Raw genomic sequence first — 26,448 nt, forward strand, 5'->3', positions numbered from 1 at the left:
TCAATTTTCCCTAATTATAGGCATTGTTCATGACAGCAGAACGATGGGCCGGTTAAATTCCATGACAAATGGGGTAGGCAATTCCTGTTTTTGTGCAAATTGTGGAATTCAGTTGCAGTTGCTGGACGAAGCCGGGCAAGAGCGCAAACTGATTTGACTGTGTAGACTTATTCAGTTGTAATCGCCGCCGATTGATACGCATGGACTGCAGGAGTGAAATATGGACCGCTATGAAACTTTCGCAACGTGGATATTTATTGTCTTCGGGGCGCTCATCATTGCTGGCCTGATGGCTTTCGCCATTTCCACCGGCGACAAGCCGGCATTTATCTTCGCGCTTGCTGCAGCCTGCAGTGCCTTTTTCCTCGGTTTCGCAGTTATTTTCGACCGGCCGCGGCTTTACGGGCTGATCTTGTTTGTTTCATTTGTAATGATTGCCGGTTCAGTGACCAATATTGTCACTTGAGACGCCAGGGCGGTGGGGCGGACAGCAGATCGCCCGAATCCTTCTGCTAACCGCCCTCAAACTGCAATTCTCCAGTGAATTTTTTCGCTGTTTGGTCGTTTAGTGAAAAATTTGTTCGATAATACAGGGTGCAGGGCAATCTCTATCGTTTCAATCGTGTATCAACTGTTGCATATTGCCTCCAGCTCAATGTGAGATCTCGGCATGGCACTGATTGATGTTACCTCCTGCGAAACGTCACCTTTGAAAAGGCAGCAACTTATTCGCACGGATCGTCTCGGCGTTATTCTCATTTTCGCCGGTGCTCTGGTGTTCCATCTGGCGATACTCTTCAATCTTTTGCCATCGGTGTAAATTAACCAAATATTTTTTACCAAGGCCGGAACCAATTTTCGGCACATGCATTCTGCATGTACTGGTTCCCCCAAACCAGTTTTGGCTAGACCCCACAAGCCAATAGCCCAATCCTCATGCCCCTGAGGGTTGGGCATTTCTTTTTGGGCTGGAGCGCTCTGGCAGGCGCGGTTTTAACGGACCAATTTACAGGACCTTGGAGGAGAAAGATGTCGCTCGAAAATGCCAGACAGGCAATTGAAGCTGCAATTCATAGTGGAGACTTCAAAAGTATGGGCGTGGCAGTATTTAAGGCCATCAATGCTTTGGAAGAAAGAATTAAAGCGTTAGAAGAAGAAAATGAACGGCTAAAGGCGCAATTGAAATAATACGTGCTCAAGCTGATTGTTGAATCTACTGACGATTGTGCTAGACTATAGTTAAGTTGAGTGTAGCGGTGTCTTGAGCCTGAGCCGCACTGAAACGATGCGCGATATATTTATCCAGAGTCCAGTTTGTTAGAGCCGAATCAAGCCTCAACTTGCAAAACCCTTGACCGATTGGCCAGGGGTTTTGTTTGACTGCTTTATATTTGCGATGAGTTCATTATGCCGCGAGAATTGACTGAATATCGTTGATCGAATGGTTGGTCAGCGTTTTTGGAATTTCGCTTACGATTTTGTCTGAAACTTCCTTATGAAATTCCTGACGCATCTGGCCGAGCACGACGGGCGGTGCGATAATTATAAGCCGCTCGAAGTCTCCTTTGTGAGCGAAACCGTAAAGTTCGTCGGCGACTTCTTTTGCAAACCGTTTTTTTGAAATTGCATGCCAGTCTGTCTCTTCAGTGGCGCTCCTATGTGCGCTTGGTCCATCGGAAAAGCGGCCCGGTTTATCTGTCCCCTGCTCGCGCGTTGCCGGATTAGACTGGTTCATTTCATGGATTGTGTGTAATTCGACATGGTTTACCTCGCGCTCGTTGCGGAGAAATAAAGCCTTCTCACCATCTGCCACTATAACCCACGTGTGACGGTTCAGCATGACATCCACCATTTTACGCTCCACCTTTCCTGTTTCGGTCTTGGATAAATTTCATTAGGAGTTTCCTTCCATGTGAGGTTGGCTGTGAGCGCCGCTTTGAAATAAGCGGATAAAAACTAACGTCTCGAATCTTCAGATGTTCCAGATTTTTTAGACAGACTGATTGCGCCAAGAGCGTAGTGGAGGACCGAATGAAAATGGTTTTACGCGTTGTTGCAGCCTTGCTGATCATCGCTGGTTGCATATGGACGTTGCAAGGACTGAGTCTGATTGGCGGCAGCTTCATGGTCGGGCAGACGCGTTGGTTGGTCATTGGCCTATGCACGATGATCATGGGTGCGCTTTTGTTGATTTTCCTCCGCCGGCAATAAGCCCTTGTCTGGATTTAAGCCACCTCGCCTGTTAGAAAACAAAGAGTTAGAACCGCGACTCTGTTGCGGCTAAAAATGTTCCGGGGAGAGAAAAATGACGGCATGGACCATTATCGTTGAGTTTGAAACGAACGAGGGCAAGGAAGAGGAGTTCCTGACGCGCATTCGCGAACATGCCAGAAAGACGCTTGAAGAAGAGCCCGGTTGTCTGCGTTTTGAGGTTATCAAGCCGGTCCAACGTGACGGAACGCCCATACCCAACAAGGTAATGGTCAATGAGCTTTATGCAAATGAAGCGGCTGTGACCGCCCACGAATCCAATCCTCGGATGCCCAAAGTGCGCGAGGCGAACAAGCCTTTGTTGAAGTCGAGCAGGCTTATTTATGCGCAAGCTGTAGATGGAAAAGTCGCAGCCGAAGGTTTGCGGCCGCAAGAACTCAATGCCAGCAATGATGATTGATTTCGATCATCTGCAACGAAAGTATCATGGTGCAAGTTGTACATTATGTGTCATGCTTATTTCAAGCCTTGTCATGTTTGCGGGCGGCCATATTGAGAGTCTGGGACGATGAAAATACTTGCCACGGTTGTTATCTTGCCATGTGTATTGGCGCTGACGGGATGCGGAGCAATGCGTTGGGCCGATAAGAACCCGCCAAGAACTTCGAACTGCGCAGGCTGGAACAAGATAAGAATTAAAGCTGAAACAGCGGTTTATCTGGCGAAGAATGATTTTTCTGCGGGTATCGACATCGATTCACACAATTTGAATGGTCAGAATAATGGCTGCTGGAAATAGCTCTCCAGCTTTGTGCGGAACCAAACATATCCTTCGACGTTTTCCAAACGATAGAACAGCGGAGCGAAATGCCGAATTTCGGTTTTCGACTAATTTGTTGTTTGAATAAATGAACGATCACCATTTGCCGCAGAAAGGCATTCGGCGATCGGGAAATCACAAAGGAATGTTTGGAATGGCAACGAATACATCGAAAGTTCGCGACGCAATTGAAGATGATCTGGAAACGCAGATCGCCTCCTTGCGCAAAGAGCTTTCCACAATCAGCAAATCTTTGTCTGACCAGGGATATGATCTATATGATCAAGCCAGTTCTACATATGATAGTGTGAAGCAAGGTGGGCGCAAGGCAGTGCGGTTTGTTGGTGATGAAGCGCAATATGTGGCGGAAAAAGCCAAGGAAAACCCTTTGACAGCTGTTGCTATTGTGTCCGTCGTGGCCGCAGTCGGGCTGCTGATTGGCCTTAGCGCATATCGCCGCTAAAGCAAATTCCGGGAACGCGAAGCTGGCTTTTTTTCGCCCGCATCGTGAGTAACAACATTGGTTTATACGTTACGAGGCCGGGGCTTTGCCCGGCCTTTTTTATGTTGATACTGAACCTGCCACTATTTTACCGGCTTGCATCGCCGATATTGCTTTCGCAAGGCTGAACAGTTTATGTATTGCGAAATTCATCGGCTTCGTACCGAGGTTGTGTTTGGAAGGCTATGTTTTCAAAATAGCCAGTTCGAGAGTGAGTTATATCCGCGATGGACAAGTTCGAGAATTATGCACTGGCTCTGATGGTCGTGTTCGGTGCACTGATCATTGGCGGCCTTATGGCTGTTCACATAGCCATGATGCATAAGGCTGGCTTTATTCTGGCTCTGAGTGCTGCCGTAGTCGTGTGGGCCGCCGGGTTCGCCGTGCTTTTTGACAAGCCGCGGCTCTACGGTCTTTCGCTCCTCGTTGCCATTGGTCTGATCGCTGGTTCTATAGCAGTACTCGTTGTCTGACGTATTCAACATCATAATCGTGCAATGGCGATAATATGAATATTGTCGTCATATTTTTTTATTTACTTTATTGAGAATAGTTCTAAAGTAGAATGCGTAGAGAGTGAACGTACCTGAAACTTCAGGTTGAGAAAGACATTCCCATGCGACTGACACGTCAAACAAATTATGCCATCCGTATTCTCATGTATTGCGCTGCTAATGATGGCAAGCTCAGCCGTATTGGCGAGATCGCGCAGGCCTATACAGTCTCGGAGCTTTTTCTTTTCAAGATCCTCCAGCCGCTCGTAGAAAATGGTTTCATTGAAACAGTGCGCGGCCGCAATGGCGGGGTGAAGCTTGGCAAGCCTGCGACCGACATTACGCTGTTTGATGTTGTTCGCGTGACTGAAGAGAATTTTGCAATGGCCGAATGCTTTGAAGCTGATGGCGCCGATTGCCCGCTGATCGACAGCTGCGGTTTGAACTCGGCACTGCGCAAGGCGCTCAACGCGTTCTTCGAAGTGCTGGCCCAATATTCAATCGACGACATCGTGGACAAGCGTGATGTTCGCGCTTTGCTCGGAATAGATGCGCTTGCGCCGCGCCTAGCCACTGCGAGTTGAGTTGGCATTAGCCGGGCGCCCTGCCCGGCATTTTGACAATAGCGGCGCCATTTTTGTGACGACTCGCCAGATGCTTCCAGCGATTCGGGGAAGATCGAAGTGTTTTTGCTCAAAAATTGATTGTTTTTGCTGAAGAATTTCCATCAGAAGTGGTAAAAAGATTGTGCTAGGTTGCATGCTTCGGCATTCGCAGCTGGAAATGACGCCAATTTTCATCGGTTGAGACGTTATGACACACACCATCTCGCGTTAAATTTTACAACCTTTTACAGCCCATTTTGGTCAAATATGATTGAAATGGTTATGTTATTTTCCTAGTTTAGAACTATTCTAAGTTATTGAAATCATGGCGCAATCTGGCCTCCCCGTTTGACACATTGCCCAAAAATCCGTTTTATAGAGCCAGCGTTGCACAAACGCACAACCTTTAATGTTTGGGCCTTGAACCCTTGCGATTGGAGGAACCATTGTCTGGTTCGGAAGTATTACCCGCTTGCGGGAACGTCTTTACAGGTACAAAAAACTGGCGAGAGATCAATTCTCGGCTTATTTTTCGTATTGTTGAGAAAAGATTCAGCATTTCCAATAGTTTGTCTACTTTGCAAAACGGCATTGAACCACGATGCTAGTTTGCCATTGCAATATCATTACCCAGAAAGAGATCGAGAATACTATCATTGAGTTTCTCGATGCTGATCCTTGGCAGCTTCTTGTCCCTGCAAAAATTTACCATGCCCTGAAGAAGCGCGGTCGCTGCTGCGGTTGCTTCCCAAACGTCGTTGAAACCATCATAAAGGTGACGGAAGATTATCACCTCCGCCATGGTCCGAACGACTCCAATGCTGTGTCGTTCATAGACCGTGTGCGGTCATTACGACACGAATACGGGAGTTCACGACATGAAGGGCGATCCAAGGGTCATCGAGCGGCTTAACGAGGCACTTTTCCTCGAACTGGGAGCCGTCAATCAGTATTGGTTGCATTACCGTCTGCTCGACGACTGGGGCTTCAAAAAGCTGGCCAAGAAAGAACGCGCTGAATCCATTGAAGAGATGCAGCATGCGGATCGTATTATCGAACGCATTATTTTTCTTGAAGGCCACCCAAACCTGCAATCCATTGGCGCATTGCGTATCGGCCAGAACATCAAAGAAGTTCTGGAGGCGGATTTACAAGGCGAGATGGATGCTGTGGCATCCTACAAGAAGTCCCGTGAGATTTGCTCTGAATTGGGCGACTACGTCAGCAAAGAACTCTTTGACGAACTTCTTAAAGACGAGGAAGGTCATGTCGACTTCCTGGAGACCCAGCTTGATTTGCTGAACTCGATTGGTATCGAGCGCTATGGCATGCTCAATGCCGCTTCGGCTGACGAAGCCGGCTGATATCGTTTTTACGAGTTCCGGGAAAAATGCCTAAGGGCTTTTCACCCGGAGTTGTAAAAACAAAAAAGGGCGCCAAAAGCGCCCTTTTTATTATGGTTGGTTCAAGCTCAATTGGGCAGCTTGTCGTCCACGCCTGCGACGTAGAAATTCATGCTCAAAATGGTCTTGTCGTCGGCGGTCTCACCGGCCTTCAGCCATTCGGAACCATCCTGCTTTTTCAGCGGGCCGGTAAACGGCTTCAGTTCGCCGGAAGTGATCTTCGCCTGTGTTTCTTCGGCGAGCTTCTTCACATCCTCTGGCATATTTGTGTAGGGCGCCATGACGACCAGCCCTTCCTTCATGCCTTCGAAAACATTGTGCGACTTCCAACTGCCGTCAATAACAGCCTTGGCACGTTCAATGTAGTATGGGCCCCAATTATCGACGATTGATGTCAATTGAGTTTCAGGACCGAATTTGATCATATCGGAGGCCTGACCGAAGGCTTTGATTTTGCGCTCAGATGCCACCTGCATTGGTGCTGTCGAATCCGTGTGCTGGGTGATGATATCAACGCCCTGATCGACGAGCGCCTTAGCTGCGTCGGCTTCCTTGCCAGGATCAAACCAGGAGTTCGCCCAGATTACTTTGACCTTGAAATCTGGATTGACCGACTGCGCGCCAAGCATGAATGCGTTAATGCCCTGCACGACTTCCGGGATCGGGAATGAGCCAATATAACCGGCAATGCCTGCCTTCGACATTTTCGCAGCTATGACGCCCTGTACGTAGCGGCCTTCGTAAAAACGCGAATTATAGACCGAAACATTTTCAGCAGTTTTATATCCCGTAGCATGTTCAAACTTCACGTCCGGGAACTTCTGCGCGACTTTGATAGTCGGATCCATATAACCGAAAGATGTTGTGAAAATCAGCTTGTTACCAGCACGGGCAAGGCGTTCAATTGAACGCTCTGCATCTGCGCCCTCTGGAACGCTTTCGAGAAATGTCGTCTCAACCTGATCGCCGAGCGCCTTCTCCATCTCCTTGCGGCCTTGATCGTGCTGGTATGTCCAGCCAAAATCACCGGGCGGTCCGATATAGATAAAGCCAACCTTCAGCTTTTCCGCTGCGAAGGCAGCGCCAGTCACAGCAAAGCTGGTAATCCCAAGGGTCGCAGCTATTGTCAGCCCCATAATCAGTTTTTTCATTAAAGTTCACCTCTCTGTTAAAGCAATGCGTTGTTTTGGTCCTGTTCCCGCGCGAGGGATGTGAATGTTAATTCACTCCACTAGCGATCAGGTACAAAAGCTTTGCCAAGCGATGTTGGCGTATTCATCAGCGTCAGACGCTTGTTTCGAGAAATCAAGACAAGAACGATGATCGTTGCAAGATAGGGCAATGCTGACATGAGCTGCGACGGGACACCAATACCTAGAGCCTGAGCATGCAACTGCCCTATGGTAACCGCTCCAAACAGATAAGCACCTGCCATGATGCGCCAGGGCCGCCACGAAGCAAAAACCACCAGCGCCAATGCAATCCAACCGCGCCCGGAACTCATATTTTCAACCCATTGCGGCACGTAAACCAGCGATAGCTGTGCACCGGCAAGACCGGCGCAGGCGCCCCCAAACAGCACGGCGAGGTAGCGAATCCGGATTACAGGAACCCCCAAAGCATGGGCCGAAGTGTGGTTGTCGCCGACAGAGCGAAGCGTCAATCCGGCGCGAGTTTTGAACAGGAACCAAGCGACGCCGATGGTCAGAAGAATGGAAATGTAGAAGATAGGGTCCTGTCCAAAGAAGAACTTTCCGATATAGGGTAAGTCTGTAAGCCCTTGAACATAAAGAGACTGCATGCGTATTCCGGGCAGTCCCACAAAGCTTTCACCGATCATTGCGGAAGCTCCGAGGCCAAGCAACGTGAGTGCCAGACCGGTAGCAACTTGATTGGTCGCCAGGGTCAATGTTAGAAAACCGAAAAGCAGTGAAAAGGCAGCGCCGGCAAGCACGGCAGCCAGAAGGCCAAGCCAAGCAGAGCCGGTCATTTGCGCGGCAGCAAAGCCAGAAACCGCCCCCATGATCATCATGCCCTCAACGCCGAGATTGAGAACGCCGGAACGTTCAACGACAAGCTCGCCCAAGGCAGCGATCAGCAGCGGTGTGGCAGCCGTTGCAATCGTCAGAAGAATGGCCTCGAACATCGTCATTTCACGCGCCTTTCGCCGCTGCATCGCCCAAACGGGACACAATCCGGATGCGATAATAAATCAAGGTGTCACTGGCGAGGATAAAAAACAGCATTATCCCTTGGAAGATTCGGGCTGATTTTTCCGAAATACCCAATGAAATCTGGGCTGCTTCGCCACCAAGATAAGTTAGGGCGAGCACTAAACCTGCAGCAACTATCCCCAGCGGGTTGAGTCGGCCGAGAAATGCCACGATGATCGCCGTAAAGCCGTAGCCCGGCGAAATACTGGTGCGAAGTTGCCCGACGGCGCCGGACACTTCAGCTATTCCTGCAAGTCCCGCCAGGGCACCTGAGATCAGGAATGCAAAAAAGGTTAGTCGCCCTGCGCTGAATCCAGCAAAACGCCCTGCCCGAGCACTACGCCCGAATACCTTTATTTCAAAGCCGCTTAGTGTGCGCGAGAGCGTGAACCACACGGCAAGGGCAGCAATCAATGCCAGTATAAAACCCCAATGGGCCCTGCCCGATTCTGTCCAGATTTCCGGAAGAACCGCACTTGCGTTGAACTGTATTGTTTCGGGAAAATTATATCCTTGCGGATTGCGCCATGGGCCGCGCACCAGCCAATCCAAAAACAGCTGCGCCACATAAACCAACATCAGACTTGTCAGGATTTCGTTGGTGTTGAACCGCACTTTCAGGAAAGCCGGTATTGTTGCATAGGCCGCGCCACCGGCCATGCCCAGCAGAAGCATCAGTGGCAAGACGTACCAGCCTTGAAAGTCAGGAAAAACAATTGGAAGAAACGAACCAGCAATGCCACCGGCGATAAACTGCCCTTCCGCACCAATGTTCCAATTGTTCGAAAGAAAACAAACCGATAGGCCAACCGCAATAAGGATCAGCGGCGCTGCTTTTATCAGTAGCTCGTGAATGGACCAGACTTCGGTCAATGGCTCAATGAAATAGGAATAAAGAGCAGCAAACGGGTTTTTGCCAAGAATGGAAAACAGGATTGCGCCTGCGATCAGAGTCAGGAATAGCGCGATGAAAGGAGATAATGCGCTGAACAAAGCCGAATGCTGCGGGCGCCTGACAAGTTCTATCCGCATCAGGCCGCTCCTGCATGTGAAGTAGCCGATATATCCGCGCCGCCCATCATCAGCCCTGCGCGCTCCATTGTCATGGCTTCGATTGGTATGGGCTGGGATAATCTTCCATGGACCATGGCTGCCATCATGTCGGAAATTTCAAACAATTCATCAAGATCCTGGCTTATGACCACGACAGCGGCGCCGTTACGGGCAAGATTGACCAAGGCCTGCCGAATGAGCGCAGCAGCACCCGCATCGACACCCCATGTTGGCTGATTGACGACCAGCACTGACGGATTGCGGTCAAGCTCCCTACCGATGAGGAATTTCTGCAAATTTCCGCCTGAAAGTGCCGAAGCATCAGGATTATCGGCGCTTTTGCGTACATCCATGCGAGCCACTATACGTTTGGCTGCCATTGCAAGGCTTGATTGGGCAATAAGTTTGAACAAACCGCCGGAAACGAATACTTTCTTATCGGTAGAATGGCGCGACAACAGCAAATTTTGCGTCAATGCCATGTCCGGCACGGCTCCATGCCCGAGGCGCTCTTCCGGTACGAATGCTGCGCCAAGCTTGCGACGCGCGGAAATACCGATCTGACTGGCATCAATCCCGCGAATTGTCACTTTGCCAGATTGTTCCTGTCGTATCTCGCCGGAAATTGCGTCGAATAATTCACCCTGCCCATTGCCGGCAACGCCAGCAATACCAAGAACTTCGCCCGCATTCACTACAAGGTTGATGTCGTGCAACGCGATGGAAAAAGGTCCGCGTGGTCTTTGTGAGAGGCTGTTTATCTGCAATAGCGGCAGCGGCTTGTTATCCGATTTTTCTACTGCCGGTCGTTCAATGATATGAATGTCGCTTCCAACCATCATTCGTGCCAGTGAAGAGGCTGTTTCGCCACGCGGGTCGCAATGACCGACTACTTTACCGTGCCGCAATACCGTTGCCCGGTCGCAGAGCCGCCGCACCTCTTCGAGCCTGTGGCTGATGTAAAGGATCGACTTTCCTTCAGAACGCAGGCGCTCCAGCGTGAGGAATAGCAGATCAGCCTCCTGTGGCGTGAGCACTGAAGTAGGCTCATCAAGAATGATCAGGTCGGGATTTTGCAGGAGGCAGCGAATAATCTCGATCCGTTGACGCTCCCCAACGGAAAGATCACCCACCAGCGCTTCCGGATCAACCGGCAATCCATAGGTTTGACCAATCTGTCTGGCGCGCTCGGCAATGCTATCGAGCGGCGCTTTCTCGTCGAGCGACAGGGCAATATTTTCCGCTGTAGTCAGCGCGTCGAAAAGCGAAAAATGCTGGAAAACCATGCCGATACCGAACGATCTTCCCATAGCAGGGCTTGCGACCGTGACCGGCTGCCCCTTCCAGAAGATTTCGCCGGATGTTGGCTGCAATGCACCGAATAGCATTTTAACGAGCGTGGATTTGCCCGCACCATTTTCCCCAAGCAACGCATGAATCTCACCGGCGCCGATTGATAAATCGATACCGTCACACGCTTTCAACGTTCCAAAAATTTTGGTGAGCTTGTTTGCTTCCAGTAGCGGATTTTTAGAGCCGTCTTTTGTTGTTGTTGTTGTTGTCATCGTTCCCCGCGGCCAAGACCGGGATTGATCCTACGTCAGGCATATTCCGCTTGGGAAGTGCAAACTGTAAGTTGCGGCTATTTGCGCACATTATTCGTGCATCAACAAAAAGGGATTAAGGAATAAGCACCGTCGTGCCTGTTGTTTTGCGCGATTCGAGTTGCTGATGTGCTTCAGCAGCGTCTTTTAACGGAAAGCTCTGCCCCACCTCTATGCGAATAATGCCTTTCGCAACAAGGTCAAACAGTTCGCTTGATGCTTTCACGAGCGCTTCGCGCGCAGCTACATAAGTTACCAGTGTTGGGCGAGACAGGAAGAGAGAACCTTTCCGTGCCAGCACGCCAAGGTCGAATGGCGGAACCGGTCCTGAAGATTGCCCAAAACAAACCAGCATGCCCAGGGGCCTCAGGCAATCCAGCGAGCCTTCAAATGTATCCTTGCCGACAGAATCATAAACGACATCGACACCCTTGCCGCCGGTTAATTCTCGAACCCGCTCAACAAAGTTTTCGGTTCGGTAATTGATGAGATGGTCGTAACCATGTTCCAGCGCCAGCTTGACCTTTTCATCAGAGCCGGCAGTCCCGATCACTGTCGCTCCGAGGTGTTTTGCCCACTGCCCTGCGATTAATCCCACGCCTCCCGCGGCAGCGTGAAACAGAATAGTGTGGCCTTGTTTTACCGGAAAAGTCTGCCGCAAAAGATATTGCGCGGTCATTCCCTTAAGCATCATGGAAGCTGCCTGCTCAAACGCTATAGCGTCGGGCAGTTTGACGAGCCGTACCGCCGGGATCAGCCGTTCTTCGGCATAGGAGCCCATTGGATCGGCATAGGCCACGCGGTCACCAGGTTTAAAATCTTGCACGTCAGCTGCAACAGACAAAACGACACCGGCACCCTCATTGCCCGGGACAAAGGGCAAGCCCTTAGGCGCGGGATAGAGTCCAGTGCGAAAATAAACATCGAGGAAATTCAAGCCTATCGCTTCATTGCGGATATGAACTTCGCCGGGCCCGGGAGCGGCAATTGATATATCTTCATAGGTTAGAACCTCAGGACCGCCTGTGTGATGAACTCGAATAGCTTTAACCATTATGCCTTCTCCGTCCGTCCCAGATTAGGAAATAGCTGCATCACCGCGCCGATGCAGAAGAGATAAATACCGGTCGCCGAAATGCCGACGCGCACCCATAGTGGCGAATCCAGCTGCTGATACAGGGATAGAGCACCAAGTGCGCACCAGATGAAAAATATCGCCAGATTAAGCGGGCGTAGCCGCTGAACGCGCACTGGATGAAGAAAATAAATCGGCAGGAAGGAAACGATTGCGGCAGCCAGTACGATGGCGAATGCGACCCATTCGCCGGGCCGAACTATGAACAAGGTGAAAACCACCATATTCCAAACAACAGGAAACCCCTTGAAGAAGTTCTCTTTGGTTTTCATGCCCGTATCGGCATAGTAAATTGCACTTGAAACGACGATAATCGCAGCGGCAAGAAATGACAGCCCCTCGCCCATGAAACCACGCTGATAGAGCGCGAAGGCGGGTATGAGCACATAGGTCATATAATCGATAATATTGTCCAGCAATTCGCCAGACCAGTTGGGAAGGACATATTTCACGTCCAGCTTACGGGCAATCGGCCCATCAATCCCGTCGACAAAAAGGGCCAGCCCCAGCCACCAGAACATTGCAGTCCAGCTTTCTTCGCTGGCGGCGACTACGGATAAAAAAGCCAGGAAAGAGCCGGAAGCTGTAAGAAGATGGACAGAAAATGCCTTTGCCTGCGGTGCGGTGACCTTCTTTGGCTTCATGCCTTTGGGTAAAGTCGGTTTTTTCACAGTCCGCGCCAATCTGCTGCATGATAATTTTCTGCTCACCATCATATCTTATGAGGAGATGAGCAATTTATGAGAAGCTTTTCTTGAAAACGGCCCAAAGTGCAAGCAAAGAAGCTTATATAAGCTGTTGAAAGCTATGAAATGGAGAAAACCATGACCGATATCAGAACCGATCCGATTATTGTCGCCGGCGCAGGTCATGTTGGATTGATTGCTGCGCTTTCCTTGGCGCGCTCTGGCCATAACGTTGTCAATCTTGGCGAAACACCCGGTCAAAGCGATAAGCGGACCACCGCTTTGATGATGCCGGCCATCCGTTTTCTTCAAAGCGTTGATCTTTGGCAGGATATTGAGCCGCATGCTGCGCCCATGACGACCATGCGAATCCTCGACGGTACGAGGCGGCTGGTCAGAAGCCCTTCGGTCACGTTTGAGGCCAGCGAAATAGGTGAGACTGCTTTCGGCTACAACGTACCGAACAGCACACTTACCGCAGTGCTTAGTGATGCGTTGAAGAGATCGACGGTAGACCATAAGCCAGTGTCGGTCGTGAAATATAGCCATGTTGGCGATACAATTCGCGTGGAAACCCGCGATGGTTCAACATTAACGGCGAATATTGTCGTAGCTGCTGATGGGCGTTCTTCACTGGCCCGGGATGCCGCCGGGATCGATGCGCGTACATGGAGCTACAATCAGACCGCTGTCGTGCTGAGTTTCGCACATACCCGCGATCACCATGATATTTCAACCGAATTTCATACCGAATATGGCCCCTTTACCATTGTTCCGTTGCAAGGGCAGCGCTCCAGCCTTGTCTGGGTTACAACGCCGGAAATGGCAGCGGAACTGCTTGCCATCAGCCATGACGAGCTTGCAAGACGTGTTGAGGATCGGATGCAATCCATGCTCGGGGCCGTGACCATTGAAGTTGCGCCGCAGAGTTGGCCGCTATCGGGTCTCGTACCAACTTCGTTTGCGCGTAACCGGATATTTCTGGCTGGGGAAGCAGCCCATGTATTTCCGCCCATCGGCGCACAAGGTCTCAATCTCGGCATTCGTGATATCGAAGCGCTGACCGAAATATTGCCTGAAGACGGTAGTGACCTTGGCGGTGCAAACGTAATTTCGGCTTATAACCGCAAGCGTAGTCCCGACATTCTTGCGCGAACAGGGGCAGTCGATGCCTTGAACCGTTCCCTGCTCTCAGATTTTTTACCCGTTCAGATGGTTCGCAGCGGAGGCTTGGAACTCTTGCGGGCTTTTTCGCCATTGCGCAGCTTTGTCATGCGCGAGGGTTTGCGGCCCGGAAGTGGCTTTCGCCTTTCCGGCCGCGGTGCGGACCAGCAGTGATCAGCCGATAACAAAATCGCTTAGCAGCTTCACATTCAGTAAAGCGATAACGATCGCGATAAACATGGCAAAGGCCGAAAGCCAGCGCGGCGAAACCAATTCGCCCATCTTTGACCTGCTTGCCGTAAATATCACCAATGGAAACACGGCAAATGATAGCTGAAGACTAAGCACCACCTGCGTCAGGATCAATAGTCTGGCCGTCCCCTCATCGCCAAACCAAATGGTAACGATAGCTGCGGGAACGATGGCAATGCCGCGGGTGATCAGTCGGCGTAACCAGGGCGACAACTTGATGTGAAGAAAGCCTTCCATCACAATCTGGCCAGCCAATGTCGCTGTCACGGTTGAATTGATACCGCAGCACAGCAATGCAATGCCAAACAGCGTTGGCGCGAGAGACCAACCCAGCAAGGGCGCAAGTAGCGAATGAGCATCGCCAAGTTCGGCAACCTCGGTTTGACCGGTTTTATGAAAGGTAGCTGCCGCGAGAATAAGGATCGATGCGTTGATCAGCAGAGCAAACATCAGGGCGACCGTCGAATCTATCGTGGCATATTTCAATGCCTGCCGCTTTTCAGGAATTGAGTGCCCATAGTCGCGCGTTTGTACGATAGCTGAATGCAAATAGAGATTATGCGGCATGACGGTTGCGCCAAGAATCCCTAAGGCCAGATAGAGCATTTCCGGGTTGCGGACAATTTCAGTTGTCGGCGCGAAGCCTTTGATAACTTCGCCCCATACGGGATCGGCAAGGAAAATCTGTATACCGAAGCAGACGGCGATGACGCCGAGTAAAGTGATAACCAGCGCTTCAACCCAACGAAATCCAAGTTTTTGCAGATAAAGAATGAGAAAAACATCAAGCGCAGTGATCAGAACGCCAATTTCCAGCGGTATTCCGAATATCAGATTGAGGCCAATTGCTGTCCCGATTACTTCAGCAATATCCGTCGCGATAATGGCTATTTCCGCCAGAAACCAAAGGATATAGGCGACCGGCCGGGGAAACGCATCACGGCAAGCCTGGGCAAGATCCCTTCCAGATCCTATAGCCAGTCGGGCGCATAGCGCTTGCAGAACAATAGCCATGATATTCGAAACAAGCGCGACGACCAGCAGCGTGTAGCCGAATTTTGAACCGCCAGCGAGCGAAGTCGCCCAATTACCGGGGTCCATATATCCAACCGCGACGAGATATCCCGGCCCTACAAAGGCAGCGACCCTACGCCAACCGGGGCCGCGGGTCTGGACAGCGATGGAGCGGTGGACATCCGACAACGAGGCCTCACCTCTCTTGCGCAGCCAACCTTCCGGCTGGACGTCCAACTCTTTCTGCTGATCCATGATATTTATCCGCAACTGCAAATCATTTGCAATTATAAGCATTCCAAACTGCCGACTGCAAGTTATCGCCGGAAGAATCTGAATATTTTATGGGATAAGTCCGTTCGTCATGGCATAGAGCCAAAGCGTCAAAGTCAGGATCGAAAAAAGCGTGGTGGCAAGAATGCTGCTTGATGCGCGCTCGACCCAAACTCCATATTGTTGCGCTATGACAAATACATTCGTGGCTGTAGGTAGTGCAGCCATGAGCATTGCCGTATGAATCCAGACTGGTGGGAAATCTCCGGTCAGATTCAGCATGGCGTAAATCATGAACGGTTGGACCAGGAGCTTTAGCGGTACAATAAGATATAGCTCCTTTGGTACTCTTTTGAGTGGCCGCAATGCGAGAGTGGCACCCATTGCAAATAAGGCGCATGGCGCGGCGGCGGCTGCCAGCAAGTCGATCATTCTGGTCATTGCCAATGGAGGCGTTAGCCCGGCAACGGCAGCTCCAATGCCCAAAATTGTAGCAATAATAAAGGGATGGAAGAAAATCTTCTTCAAGACACCGACCATCAACTCAGATTTTGAACGCTTGTCATTTCCGGAGATAGCCATCATCAGAGGTGACATGACAAAGTGAAATATATTGTCGAAGCAAAAGATTAGCGCTACCGGCACAGCGGCGGGAGCGCCAAACGCCAATATCGCCAGTGGCGGCCCCATATATCCGATATTGCCATATGCGGCGGCCAGCCCCTGAATTGTGCTTTCATCAATCCTGCGAGTTCGTACCATTCCGATTAGGAACATGATCGCGAAAATGCAGAAAGTGGATGCAGTGCAACCAATAATGAAACCCCATTGCGTCAATTCAGATACTGGCGTGCGCGACAATATCTGGAAAAACATGGCAGGAAGCGCCACATATACGATGAAGGTGTTCATCCATCCCAGCGCTTCAAGCGGCTGGCGATTGATTCGCGCCACGAAAAAGCCGAGAAAAATCAGTCCAAAGAACGGCAGTACAAGATTGAAGACGCTGAGCATGATGGGCTTTTATCGTTGTGGCGGGCAAGAACCCATGATTTATGCTCGCGTGTTTTAACAGAAACCGATAGTTATAACGAATGAACACAATGACACAGATACGACATGCAAAATTTCAGATCGGCCAGGTGGTCAGCCATCGAATCTTTGCGTTTCGCGGCCTGATTTTCGATGTTGATCCGGAATTCAACAATACGGAAGAGTGGTATCGCTCAATTCCTGAGGATATCCGTCCTCGGCGCGATCAGCCCTTCTATCATCTTTTTGCTGAAAATGCAGAGAGCGAATACGTGGCGTATGTTTCAGAACAAAATCTGGTGGCTGATACGACAGGAATACCGCTCAGGCATGCCCAAATAGCGGCAATGTTCGATAAATCCGAAGACGGCTCCTACCGCGTGAAGAGGCCGCATATCAACTGAAAACCCTTTTAGGCCAATAAAAAAAGGGGATGCAGATGCATCCCCTTTTTTATTGCAAGACTAAATTATTGCGGTGCTTTTGCTTTTTCCTGCTCCGCCTTCATTTTTTCTTCAAACTCTTTTTGACGCTTCTGCACTTCATCCTGAAGTGTCTTTTGGCGTTGTTCGAGTTCATTTTGCTGAAGGCCGGGGCCATCATAAGCCTGTGTGAACCCCGTCAGCGCAACATTGATCGGATTTGGCTTGTTCTGGAAATTGACCGAAGTCAGCGTAAGCTGGCTGCCCTTTTTGAAGGAAGCAAGCAATTCGTCGGACAGGGCAACTTCGGAAATGCAGCGATCCGGGAAGCAGATGGCGTAATCAACCTTGACCGCCTTGGCACCATTAACCTGAAGTCCGACGCCAGGACCGATCAAGCGCCCGGTTGGAACTGAGATCTGGAAGATTTTGCGGTTAACTTTGCCCTTGATCTCAATGAGATTGACGGCTGTCAAAAGCTGGCCGCTGTCGGCAGTTACGATATTCTGCGTATTGCAGATGTCATTGTCTTCCTGCTTGGAGCAAACCTTGAACCAGCCCTGCGGCGCTCTCTGCTGCTGGGCTGATGCTGGTACTGCAGCTGCGGCGAGCAATGCAATAGCACCCGCGATAGATGTGGTTGCAGCGAAAATCTTAGGGCTGGACATGGTCAACTGGTTCCTTTCAGCGCACTTATCCGAAGTGTGACTTGGTCACGTAAAGTTGCTCGTCTGGCTTTTGGGTGCCAAATAAGGCAACAGAGTGACCCCTTGTTATCGAACGCCGTGTTACACTGCAAGACAACGCAAATCCAGCCACCTTTTGCTGTACTTATCGATTCAATCCCGGGTTAAGCGGCGTGACGCCCTATAATTGTCGTCAAATGATAGTCTTTGACACGAATCATAATAAACCGCTCGAAAGAGCGCAGACTAAACGGGCACAGGGTCCAAAGAATGATCAGGCAGAGTTTCAAGGTTTTGGCGTTGGCTTTCGCCTTTTTGGCGACGGTAGCCACAGCAATAGCCGAGCCGAGTTATGGCCTTGCAATGCGGGGCGAACCCGCCCTGCCCGCTGACTATACGCATTTTCCTTACGCCAATCCTGATGCTCCCAAGGGAGGATCTATAACCTATGGTGTGGTTGGTACATTCGACAGCCTGAATTCCTTTCTGGTCAAAAGCTTGCGAACGACGGCACGCGGTGTCTTCAACGATCCGCAGTTTGGAAACCTGGTTTACGAAACGCTGATGCAGCGGAGTGCCGATGAGCCTTTTACGCTTTACGGTTTGCTGGCGGAAAAAGTTGAAACCAATGACGAGCGGACATGGGTTGAGTTTACGCTCAATCCAAAAGCCAGATGGTCCGATGGAAAACCTGTCACCACAGATGACGTAATTTTCACGTTCGAGCTTCTCGCCGAAAAAGGCCTGCCGCAATATAAACAGCGCATGGATCGCATCGACAAGATCGAGAAGATCGGGGAGCGCGGCATCAGGTTCACGTTCAACGATCAGGCTGACCGAGAATTTCCGCTGGTGCTTGGTTTAATGCCGGTTTTACCGAAACACGCCATAGATCCAGAGAAATTCGACCAGTCTCCTTTGCGTATTCCGGTAGGCAGTGGCCCCTATATCATTTCCAAGGTTCAGCCAGGCCAGCGAATTATTTACAAGCGCAATACCGACTATTGGGCCGCCGATATACCCAGCAGACGTGGATTTAATAATTTCGATACAATTACTGTTGAGTATTTTCGAAACGAACAATCGCAATTCGAAGCCTTCAAGAAAGGTGTCTTCGACATTTTCATGGAGGGTGATCCCAATAAATGGGCCTCTTCGTATAATTTCCCTGCGTTTAAAGAAGGCCGTGTCGTCCAGGAGACGTTCGAAACTAAAGCACCGTCCAATATGTTCGGTTTTGTTTTCAATACGAGACGGGCCAAATTTGCTGATCGTGATGTGCGTGCTGCCTTGGGATTGATGTTTGATTTTGAATGGACCAACCGAAATCTCTATGCGGATCGTTACAAGCGTCTTGCCAGCTTCTGGCAAGGATCGGATTTGTCGGCGTTGGGTGTCCCCGCCAATGAAGCAGAGCGGCAACTGCTAGCGCCTTATCCTGATGCCGTGGCACCTGACGTAATGGACGGCACCTATGTGCCCGCCAAGACAGATGGATCCGGACGCGACCGCAAGGAGATGAAGCGTGCTTTTGATATCCTGACGGATAAAGGCTTTTCCATCAAAGATGAGAAGATGCAGGATGCCAAAGGTAACGTTCTTAGCTTCGAGATATTAACCAGGTCCGTGGCGGAAGAGCGTCTTGGACTTGCCTATAAGCGCACGCTTGAACGGCTGGGCATTGGAGTCACCATTCGCACTGTTGACGATGCGCAATACCAAAAGCGGCTCGAAACATTCGATTATGACATGATATTGGGCGCTTATTCCGGTTCATTATCGCCTGGCTTTGAGCAATTCCGACGTTGGAGCAGCCAGTTCCGCGATATTAATGGCAGTTTCAATTATGCTGGCGTAGCCGATGCTGCAGTTGATGCTTTGATCGGCAAAATGCTTTCGGCGCGTAAGCAGAATGAGTTTGTCGATACAGTACGCGCGCTGGATCGAGTGCTCATGTCCGGAAATTATTTTGTACCGATCTATTTTCAGCCATCACAGTGGGTGGCAAGATGGACTCATATCAAACATCCAGACAAGACATCGCTTAATGGCTACCAATTCACCACCTGGTGGTCAGACAAAAAATAGGCCCCTATAATGACCGAAAAGAAATTCATAATAGATGTTGTGTCCGACGTTGTTTGCCCATGGTGCTTTCTAGGTAGAAAGCGTCTGGAAAACGCCTTAGCAATGAACCCTGATATCGAGGCCACCGTGAATTGGCGGCCGTTTCAGCTTGATCCGACCATTCCGCGCCAAGGTAAGGATCGCAATCGATATATGCAGGAGAAATTCGGCAGCTCCGACAAGATATTCGAAATCCATCAGCAACTGATTGAGCTTGGCAAGGAAGAAGGCATTGAGTTTGATTTTGAAGCGATCAAAATCAGCCCGAATACACTTGATGCGCATCGGCTGATCCGATGGGCATCGCAAGCCAAGCCCAATGTTCAGGATGCAGTGGTTGGAATTCTCTTTTCGTATTATTTCGAACAGGGAAAGGACATTGGTGATCGTCAGGTTCTGCTTGAAGCTGCTGAAGAAGCAGGCATGGATGTCGCCATTGTCGATAGCCTGCTTGCTACGGATGCTGACACTGTCGGTGTCCAACAGGAAATTGATACCGCCAATCAGGTGGGCGTGCGCGGCGTTCCCTGTTTTATTCTCGACCAGAAATATGCGGTTATGGGCGCGCAGTCAGCAGATGCGCTTGCCGATGCCATTCGCCAGACTGCCGATGGTTATGAGCCGCGTCCTGTTTGATCAGGACGCCTCGGCCAATTTGGCAAGCTGGGTCATTACGACTGCCGCTCCGTTAAGCCGCTTCTCCGCCGTCGGCCAATCGCGAACAAAAACAACGCTCTGGTCGGGGCGAATCTTCGCCATAGACCCCTGTTCGCCAATCATCTTCACCAAGGCAGCAGGGTTGTTGAACGTCTTGTTGCGGAACTGAATGACGACGCCCTTTGGTCCAGCATCGACCTTTTCCACATTCGCCCGGCGGCAAAGCGCTTTGATGTAAACGATTTTAAGCAGATGCTGGACCTCTTCCGGCAAGGGACCAAATCTGTCGATCATCTCCGCACCGAAGCCGTCAATGTCCTGAAGTTCTTCGAGGTCTGCCAAACGGCGATAAAGGCCGAGGCGCAATTGCAGATCAGGAACATAGGTTTCCGGTATCATCACAGCAGTGCCTACAGCAATTTGCGGTGACCAATGTCCGTCTTCAACCTCACCTGTTCCCTTGATTTCGGCGACTGCCTCCTCAAGCATCTGCTGGTAAAGTTCGAAACCGACCTCACGAATATGGCCCGATTGTTCTTCGCCGAGCAGATTACCGGCTCCGCGGATGTCCATATCGTGGCTCGCAAGTTGAAAACCTGCGCCAAGCGTATCAAGAGATTGCAGAACTTTCAGTCTGCGATCCGCCATCTGGGTGAGGACCTTGTTTGCAGGTAGTGTGAACAAAGCATAGGCGCGCTGTTTCGATCGCCCCACACGCCCACGCAATTGGTAAAGCTGAGATAGGCCGAACATGTCGGCGCGATGAATAATCAACGTGTTGGCAGTGGGAATATCAAGCCCTGACTCAACGATCGTGGTCGATAGAAGCACATCATACTGGCCATCGTAGAATGCATTCATAATGTCATCGAGCTCGCCCGGTGCCATTTGCCCATGAGCCACAGCCACTTTGAGCTCCGGCACCTGTGCATCAAGGAACTCCTTGATTTCATTGAGATCCGAAATGCGCGGGCAGACGTAGAAGCTTTGCCCGCCACGATAGCGTTCGCGCAACAATGTCTCGCGAATAACGAGCGGATCGAAAGGCGAAACAAAGGTACGTACAGCCATGCGATCCACTGGCGGTGTCGTGATAAGCGATAGCTCGCGAACGCCGGTCAAAGCCAACTGTAAAGTCCGCGGAATTGGTGTCGCAGACAAAGTGAGCACATGAACATCCGATTTCAGTTCTTTAAGCCGTTCCTTGTGTTTGACGCCGAAATGCTGCTCTTCATCGATAATCAGAAGGCCCAGATTCTTGAACTTGATGCCTTGTCCGAGCAGCGCATGCGTACCAACCGCTATGTCGACCTGACCTTCGGCGATGCCTTTTTTGTTCTCGGCAAGCTCCTTCGAACCGACCAGTCGTGAGGCTTGCACAACATTGACTGGCAATCCCTGAAACCGGGACGTAAATGTCTTGAAATGCTGCCGGGACAGCAAGGTGGTAGGCACGACGACCGCGACCTGAACGCCGTTCAGCGCTGCTACAAAAGCTGCGCGCAGCGCCACTTCTGTTTTGCCGAATCCCACATCGCCGCAAATCAGGCGGTCCATCGGTTTTCCAAGCGATAGATCATCAATCACCGCATCGATCGCGCGGTCCTGGTCTTCGGTTTCGTCATAGGGAAAGCGAGCCGCGAACTCACCATAAAGACCCTCAGGTGGCAGTAATACCGGTGCGCCGCGCATTTGCCGTTCGGCAGCAATGCGTATCAGATGCCCCGCAATATCGAGGAGACGCTTCTTGAGCTTGGCTTTACGGGCTTGCCATGCGCCGCCGCCGAGCTTGTCCAGAATGGCAGTCGATGTCTCCGAGCCGAACCGCGATAGAAGCTCGATGTTTTCAACAGGTAGAAAAAGTCGGTCGTCACCAGCATAATGCAGTTCCAGACAGTCATGTGGCGCGCCCGCGGCCGTAATCGTACGCAAGCCGATGAAGCGGCCAATTCCGTGGTCAACGTGAACGACAATATCTCCGGCATTCAGGGCAGCAACTTCGCTGATAAAGTCCCGGTCCCGCTTACGCCGCTTGGAATGGCGAATGAGACGATCACCAAGAATATCCTGTTCGGCGACAACAACGAGCTCGCCTGCATTGAATCCAGTTTCAAGCGACAAGACGCCTGCTGTAACTTTGTCGCGAGCAAGCGCTTTAACGGTGCGCAAATCTTCGACCAATTCGATCTTTTCAAGACCATGCTCGCCCAGAACTTGAACGAGCCTGTCCCGCGTTCCCTCGCTCCATGAAGCAACAAGAACTTTCTTACCGGCAGCACGTTCATCGGAAATGTGCTTGACCACACTGTCAAAGACGTTGGTATCCTTGGCGGTTCGTTCTTCGACAAAAGTACGTCCGCGATGCACACCCGCGTGAATCGTCGAGCGCCCCGTTACAAATGGCGCATCAAATGGAGTAAAGTCTATCTTTAGTCCTGAACTAAGTGCTGCTGCTTCAACCTGGTCCGGCGTTAGATAGAGCGTTTCCGGCTCAACGGGTTTGTATGGAATTGTATCGCCCGGTTCCTTGCCATCGGACTGCCGCTTGCGGGCTTCATAGTGATCGACCACCATTTTGTGACGCTCAGCCATGGATTCATGTGCAAGATGATCGAACACAACGGGCATATCGCCTGCATGGTCGAAAACGGTTTCGAGGTTGTCGTAAAATAACGGCAACCAATGTTCCATGCCCGCGAAACGGCGGCCCTCCGAAATCGACTGATAGAGAGCGTCATCACGTGACGGTGCACCGAATTTTAGAACATACTGAGTGCGAAAGTGGCTGATGATCTCAGGCGACAGCGTAATTTCGCTCATCGGCTGCATCGAAAATTCAGTTTTCTGGCTGGATGTACGTTGCGACGCGGGATCGAATGTGCGGATCGTTTCGAGCGTATCGCCGAAAAAATCCAGACGAAGCGGCTCCTCGGCGCCCGGTGCGAAGAGGTCCAATATGCCGCCGCGCACCGCATATTCACCAACATCACGAACTGTCGGAACACGCTCAAAACCATTGCTTTCAAGGCGTTGCACGAGAGAGTTCATATCGATTCTATTGCCTGGCTTTGCCAGAAATAGCTGTTTGCTGAGTATTTCTCGTGGCGGAAGTTTTTGCAGGACCGAATTGGCAGTCGCCAGAATTACGCCCGGATGCTTGCCCTGCCGCATGGCAGCAAGGCCAGCAAGTGCGCTCAGACGGCGAGCAGAGGTATCCGCCCCGGGGGAAACGCGATCATAGGGAAGGCAATCCCACGCAGGAAGTTGCAACACTGGCAATTCCGGCGAGACAAATCCCAATACCTGCTCAATATCCGCAATACGTTGTCCATCACGCGCGATGAAAAGCACGGGTCCACCGGCCCCCGCTTCCGCAACGACCTTTGCCAGAGCAAATGCCTCATAACCATCGACAACGCCGTCAACAACAATGTGTCCACGTGCATCCGGTTTCAGTCCGAGTTTGGTAAAAGCAGTCATTTCGATTTCAGGATTTCATTTCAGAGTCAGGCCTTGGCACGACCTCAATATTTCAGATTATGGCGAGAGGCGACAACCTTGTGAAAAATCGGCGTGTCGAATTCGGCGGGTACTTCTGCTTCGCCTGTCACCCATTTTAGCAGGTCACGGTCCAGCGCTTCCATGAGAGACTCATATTGGTCAAGTTCTTCTTCAGACAAGCTGTCAATGTTGGCGTCGGCAAATTGACCTAGAATCAGATCCATTTCACGCATACCGCGATGCCAGCAACGAAAAAGTATCCGTCTTTGCCTTGTTGGCAAGTCAGCGGTTGTGCGACTGCTTCCAGTCATGAGCAAGCTCCGTTTGTAATATTCAAGGCACCGATCAACTGATGCGGCTGGGTATAGCCTGCCTTGTGGCATCTGTCAGCCTTGCAACGCAAATCGAACGCGTTAAACGTTACATATGCGTCCTTCCCTGCTTGATCCTTTATTCGCCTCTGTTCGTTCGCTTTCGGGTATTGGCCCGAAAGTATCCGTCCTTTTGGGGACATTGCTCGGAACACAGCCGCCGGGAGCCGAGCCGCGTGTCGGCAATCTTGTGTACTTGCCGCCCCATACTGTCATTGATCGCCGCAATCGTCCCGGCATCGCCTATGCGCCCGAAGGCGCTATCGTTACGCTTGAAGTACGGATTGATCGCCATCAGCCAGCTCCAAGCGGTCGCAGCAATGTTCCTCATCGCGTATATGCACATGACGATACCGGGGAAATTGGCTTGACGTTCTTTCATGCAAAGCAAGCCTGGTTGGAAAAGGCCATGCCGGTCGGCGAAACGGTCATCGTTTCCGGCACCATGGAATGGTTCAACGGACGACCGACGATGGTCCATCCGGATCATATTGCAAGTTTGGAGGATGCGGCTTCACTTCCATTGGTTGAGCCGATCTACCCACTGACAGCCGGATTGTCACCCAAAGTCCTGGCAAGAAGCGTTCAGGAGGCACTCGGCAAAACGCCAGACATGCCCGAATGGATTGATCCACCTGTCATTGAAAAATACAATTTGCCCTCTCACCGCCAGGCTTTGCAAACGCTGCATAATCCGCAAGACCCAAGTGATATCGCGCTTGATCACCCCGCAAGGCAGCGGCTAGCCTATGATGAGTTTCTGGCCGGGCAATTGGCGCTTGCTCTGGTTCGTATGAAAACGCGCCGGCTTTCCGGTCGCAAGCTTGAGGGAGACGGTCATCTCAAGGCGAAGATCATCGCGGCTCTTCCTTACTCGCTGACCAATAGCCAGCAACAGGCAATCAAGGAAATCATAGCCGATCTACGTGAGCCGGACCGCATGCTGCGCCTTCTGCAAGGCGATGTCGGCTCTGGGAAAACCATCGTAGGATTACTTGCCATGACTCACGCGGCAGAAGCTGGCGGGCAATCAGCGCTCATGGTGCCGACGGAAGTTCTCGCCCGGCAGCACTTTGCAACAATCGCGCCATTGGCGCAGGTGGCAGGTTTAAGAGTCGCATTGTTGACGGGGCGCGAAAAGGGCCGCGAACGGGAGGAGATTCTTGAGGGACTAAGAACCGGCGCGATCCATATTATCGTTGGAACGCACGCGCTTTTCCAGGAAAAGGTCAATTATCACGATCTGGTATTGGTGATTGTCGATGAACAGCATCGTTTTGGAGTGCACCAGCGCCTGCTTTTGACATCCAAAGGCACTGCCCCTGACATGTTGGTTATGACAGCAACTCCAATTCCACGTACCTTGGTACTCACCGCATTTGGCGATATGGATGTGTCAAAACTGACGGAAAAGCCTGCTGGACGCCGCCCGATTACCACAGCAATCCTGCCGATGGAGCGGTTGAGCGAACTTGTCGAACGCATGCGTACAGCCATCAATGAGGGGCAGAAGATTTATTGGATCTGTCCTTTGGTGGAAGAATCCGAATTGGTCGATCTTGTTTCTGCCGAGGAGCGCTTTCAATCTTTGCAGCCACTGTTGGGCAGTCGCATCGGGCTGGTTCACGGCCGAATGAGCGGTGCCGAAAAAGATGCGGCAATGGCTGCTTTCAAGAGTGGTGAAACGCGGTTGCTTGTTGCCACTACCGTCATTGAAGTCGGGGTTGATGTTCCCGATGCAACCATTATCGTTATCGAGCATGCAGAACGCTTTGGCCTCGCGCAATTACATCAGCTGCGGGGGCGTGTTGGTCGTGGAGACAAGCCTTCCACCTGTCTTTTGATCTACAAAGGCCCGCTTGGCGAGGTCGCGCAAGCACGCTTGAAGATCATGCGCGAGACTGAAGATGGCTTCCGTATTGCGGAAGAAGACCTGAAATTACGCGGTGAAGGTGAACTTCTAGGTACACGTCAATCCGGCGTACCCGGCTTCCGGCTTGCAAATATCGAAGCGCATGCGGAGTTTCTTGAAGTCGCCCGCAAGGATGCGCGCTATATTCTGACGCGAGACCCGGAACTGCAGAGCGCGCGCGGTGAGGCCCTACGCGTTCTGCTATATCTTTTTGAGCGAGACGAAGCAGTCAGGCTGCTTCGCGCTGGCTGATCATTCCACTGTGACCGATTTGGCAAGGTTGCGTGGTTGATCGACATCAGTGCCCATAA

The 26,448-nt window shown here is 51.1% G+C and carries 28 protein-coding genes; 16 read left to right on the plus strand and 12 right to left on the minus strand.

Annotated features, from left to right (window positions below):
- Positions 1-220: 220 nt before the first annotated feature.
- The 3 genes from V9K92_RS20155 (at position 221) to V9K92_RS20165 (ending at position 1,188) form a co-directional block, all read left to right on the plus strand.
- Entirely contained in the window at positions 221-466 is a 246-nt protein-coding gene (locus tag V9K92_RS20155; protein ID WP_115053093.1) for a hypothetical protein, read from the plus strand.
- Positions 467-670: 204 nt separating this feature from the next.
- Positions 671-820, plus strand: a complete 150-nt coding sequence (locus V9K92_RS20160) for a hypothetical protein (RefSeq protein WP_336440114.1) — start codon at positions 671-673, stop codon at positions 818-820.
- Positions 821-1,029: 209 nt separating this feature from the next.
- Positions 1,030-1,188 carry a DUF5320 domain-containing protein gene (locus V9K92_RS20165; RefSeq protein ID WP_162802493.1) on the plus strand — a complete coding sequence of 53 codons (159 nt, stop codon included), beginning with the start codon at positions 1,030-1,032 and terminating at the stop codon, positions 1,186-1,188.
- A 217-nt stretch (positions 1,189-1,405) separates the two neighbouring features.
- On the opposite strand, the gene V9K92_RS20170 is transcribed toward V9K92_RS20165, so the two are convergent.
- Positions 1,406-1,852, minus strand: coding sequence for a baeRF12 domain-containing protein (locus V9K92_RS20170; RefSeq protein ID WP_115053094.1), 447 nt, complete (start codon positions 1,850-1,852; stop codon positions 1,406-1,408).
- A 179-nt stretch (positions 1,853-2,031) separates the two neighbouring features.
- Between V9K92_RS20170 and V9K92_RS20175 the strand changes: the two genes are divergently transcribed.
- The 8 genes from V9K92_RS20175 (at position 2,032) to bfr (ending at position 5,996) form a co-directional block, all read left to right on the plus strand.
- Positions 2,032-2,211, plus strand: a complete 180-nt coding sequence (locus V9K92_RS20175; protein WP_115053095.1) for a hypothetical protein — start codon at positions 2,032-2,034, stop codon at positions 2,209-2,211.
- 94 nt (positions 2,212-2,305) lie between these two features.
- Complete coding sequence (locus V9K92_RS20180; protein ID WP_115053096.1) at positions 2,306-2,671, plus strand: putative quinol monooxygenase; 366 nt, start codon at positions 2,306-2,308, stop codon at positions 2,669-2,671.
- Between the two features lie 108 nt (positions 2,672-2,779).
- Positions 2,780-3,010 carry a hypothetical protein gene (locus V9K92_RS20185; RefSeq protein WP_115053097.1) on the plus strand — a complete coding sequence of 77 codons (231 nt, stop codon included), beginning with the start codon at positions 2,780-2,782 and terminating at the stop codon, positions 3,008-3,010.
- Between the two features lie 175 nt (positions 3,011-3,185).
- The gene (locus V9K92_RS20190) at positions 3,186-3,494 is read left to right on the plus strand and encodes a hypothetical protein (RefSeq protein WP_162802494.1); all 309 of its coding nucleotides are present in this window, start codon (positions 3,186-3,188) and stop codon (positions 3,492-3,494) included.
- A gap of 266 nt (positions 3,495-3,760) precedes the next feature.
- The gene (locus V9K92_RS20195) at positions 3,761-4,006 is read left to right on the plus strand and encodes a hypothetical protein (protein WP_115053099.1); all 246 of its coding nucleotides are present in this window, start codon (positions 3,761-3,763) and stop codon (positions 4,004-4,006) included.
- A gap of 143 nt (positions 4,007-4,149) precedes the next feature.
- Positions 4,150-4,611: an iron-responsive transcriptional regulator RirA gene (gene rirA, locus V9K92_RS20200; protein WP_115053100.1), complete on the plus strand. Its 462-nt coding sequence runs from the start codon at positions 4,150-4,152 to the stop codon at positions 4,609-4,611.
- A 622-nt stretch (positions 4,612-5,233) separates the two neighbouring features.
- On the plus strand, positions 5,234-5,545 hold the full coding sequence (locus V9K92_RS20205) for a (2Fe-2S)-binding protein (RefSeq protein ID WP_115053102.1): 312 nt from the start codon (positions 5,234-5,236) through the stop codon (positions 5,543-5,545).
- Positions 5,511-5,996 (plus strand): bacterioferritin, encoded by a 486-nt coding sequence (bfr, locus tag V9K92_RS20210; RefSeq protein ID WP_115053103.1) that lies wholly within the window; start codon positions 5,511-5,513, stop codon positions 5,994-5,996. The genes V9K92_RS20205 and bfr overlap by 35 nt, the downstream gene beginning before the upstream one ends.
- A gap of 107 nt (positions 5,997-6,103) precedes the next feature.
- Here bfr and V9K92_RS20215 read toward each other — a convergent pair whose 3' ends face one another.
- From V9K92_RS20215 to pcsA, 6 genes are all read right to left on the minus strand, one after another.
- The gene (locus tag V9K92_RS20215) at positions 6,104-7,186 is read right to left on the minus strand and encodes a BMP family ABC transporter substrate-binding protein (protein WP_337354762.1); all 1,083 of its coding nucleotides are present in this window, start codon (positions 7,184-7,186) and stop codon (positions 6,104-6,106) included.
- 80 nt (positions 7,187-7,266) lie between these two features.
- A complete protein-coding gene (locus V9K92_RS20220) occupies positions 7,267-8,187 on the minus strand; it encodes an ABC transporter permease (RefSeq protein ID WP_337354763.1) in 921 nt (306 codons plus the stop codon).
- A 1-nt stretch (position 8,188) separates the two neighbouring features.
- Positions 8,189-9,280 carry an ABC transporter permease gene (locus V9K92_RS20225; protein ID WP_336440118.1) on the minus strand — a complete coding sequence of 364 codons (1,092 nt, stop codon included), beginning with the start codon at positions 9,278-9,280 and terminating at the stop codon, positions 8,189-8,191.
- Complete coding sequence (locus tag V9K92_RS20230; protein WP_337354764.1) at positions 9,280-10,866, minus strand: ABC transporter ATP-binding protein; 1,587 nt, start codon at positions 10,864-10,866, stop codon at positions 9,280-9,282. The genes V9K92_RS20225 and V9K92_RS20230 overlap by 1 nt, the downstream gene beginning before the upstream one ends.
- Before the next feature lie 115 nt (positions 10,867-10,981).
- On the minus strand, positions 10,982-11,959 hold the full coding sequence (locus tag V9K92_RS20235; protein ID WP_337354765.1) for a quinone oxidoreductase family protein: 978 nt from the start codon (positions 11,957-11,959) through the stop codon (positions 10,982-10,984).
- Positions 11,959-12,684 carry a phosphatidylcholine synthase gene (gene pcsA, locus V9K92_RS20240; RefSeq protein ID WP_115053109.1) on the minus strand — a complete coding sequence of 242 codons (726 nt, stop codon included), beginning with the start codon at positions 12,682-12,684 and terminating at the stop codon, positions 11,959-11,961. Before pcsA ends, V9K92_RS20235 begins: the two co-directional genes overlap by 1 nt.
- Positions 12,685-12,864: 180 nt before the next feature.
- On the opposite strand from pcsA, the gene V9K92_RS20245 reads away from it, so the two are divergent.
- Complete coding sequence (locus V9K92_RS20245) at positions 12,865-14,064, plus strand: UbiH/UbiF family hydroxylase (RefSeq protein ID WP_337354766.1); 1,200 nt, start codon at positions 12,865-12,867, stop codon at positions 14,062-14,064.
- On the opposite strand, the gene V9K92_RS20250 is transcribed toward V9K92_RS20245, so the two are convergent.
- Positions 14,065-15,411: an Nramp family divalent metal transporter gene (locus V9K92_RS20250; protein ID WP_337354767.1), complete on the minus strand. Its 1,347-nt coding sequence runs from the start codon at positions 15,409-15,411 to the stop codon at positions 14,065-14,067.
- An 87-nt stretch (positions 15,412-15,498) separates the two neighbouring features.
- On the minus strand, positions 15,499-16,443 hold the full coding sequence (locus V9K92_RS20255; RefSeq protein ID WP_337354768.1) for an AEC family transporter: 945 nt from the start codon (positions 16,441-16,443) through the stop codon (positions 15,499-15,501).
- A gap of 89 nt (positions 16,444-16,532) precedes the next feature.
- Between V9K92_RS20255 and hspQ the strand changes: the two genes are divergently transcribed.
- Positions 16,533-16,865 carry a heat shock protein HspQ gene (gene hspQ / locus V9K92_RS20260; protein WP_162802495.1) on the plus strand — a complete coding sequence of 111 codons (333 nt, stop codon included), beginning with the start codon at positions 16,533-16,535 and terminating at the stop codon, positions 16,863-16,865.
- Between the two features lie 65 nt (positions 16,866-16,930).
- Here hspQ and V9K92_RS20265 read toward each other — a convergent pair whose 3' ends face one another.
- Positions 16,931-17,551, minus strand: a complete 621-nt coding sequence (locus V9K92_RS20265) for an invasion associated locus B family protein (RefSeq protein ID WP_115053113.1) — start codon at positions 17,549-17,551, stop codon at positions 16,931-16,933.
- A gap of 288 nt (positions 17,552-17,839) precedes the next feature.
- Between V9K92_RS20265 and V9K92_RS20270 the strand changes: the two genes are divergently transcribed.
- Positions 17,840-19,657 carry an extracellular solute-binding protein gene (locus V9K92_RS20270; RefSeq protein WP_443094480.1) on the plus strand — a complete coding sequence of 606 codons (1,818 nt, stop codon included), beginning with the start codon at positions 17,840-17,842 and terminating at the stop codon, positions 19,655-19,657.
- A 9-nt stretch (positions 19,658-19,666) separates the two neighbouring features.
- A complete protein-coding gene (locus V9K92_RS20275) occupies positions 19,667-20,332 on the plus strand; it encodes a DsbA family protein (RefSeq protein ID WP_115053115.1) in 666 nt (221 codons plus the stop codon).
- Here the strand turns inward: V9K92_RS20275 and mfd are convergent, their stop codons facing one another.
- Together mfd and V9K92_RS20285 are read right to left on the minus strand one after the other, a co-directional pair.
- Positions 20,333-23,833 carry a transcription-repair coupling factor gene (mfd, locus tag V9K92_RS20280; protein ID WP_337354769.1) on the minus strand — a complete coding sequence of 1,167 codons (3,501 nt, stop codon included), beginning with the start codon at positions 23,831-23,833 and terminating at the stop codon, positions 20,333-20,335.
- 44 nt (positions 23,834-23,877) lie between these two features.
- Positions 23,878-24,165: an FAD assembly factor SdhE gene (locus V9K92_RS20285; protein WP_337354770.1), complete on the minus strand. Its 288-nt coding sequence runs from the start codon at positions 24,163-24,165 to the stop codon at positions 23,878-23,880.
- A gap of 115 nt (positions 24,166-24,280) precedes the next feature.
- Between V9K92_RS20285 and recG the strand changes: the two genes are divergently transcribed.
- Positions 24,281-26,389 carry an ATP-dependent DNA helicase RecG gene (gene recG, locus V9K92_RS20290; RefSeq protein ID WP_337354771.1) on the plus strand — a complete coding sequence of 703 codons (2,109 nt, stop codon included), beginning with the start codon at positions 24,281-24,283 and terminating at the stop codon, positions 26,387-26,389.
- The last annotated feature ends 59 nt before the right edge of the window (positions 26,390-26,448 follow it).

This window comes from Phyllobacterium sp. CCNWLW109 (assembly GCF_037203905.1).
Classification (GTDB): domain Bacteria; phylum Pseudomonadota; class Alphaproteobacteria; order Rhizobiales; family Rhizobiaceae; genus Phyllobacterium; species Phyllobacterium ifriqiyense.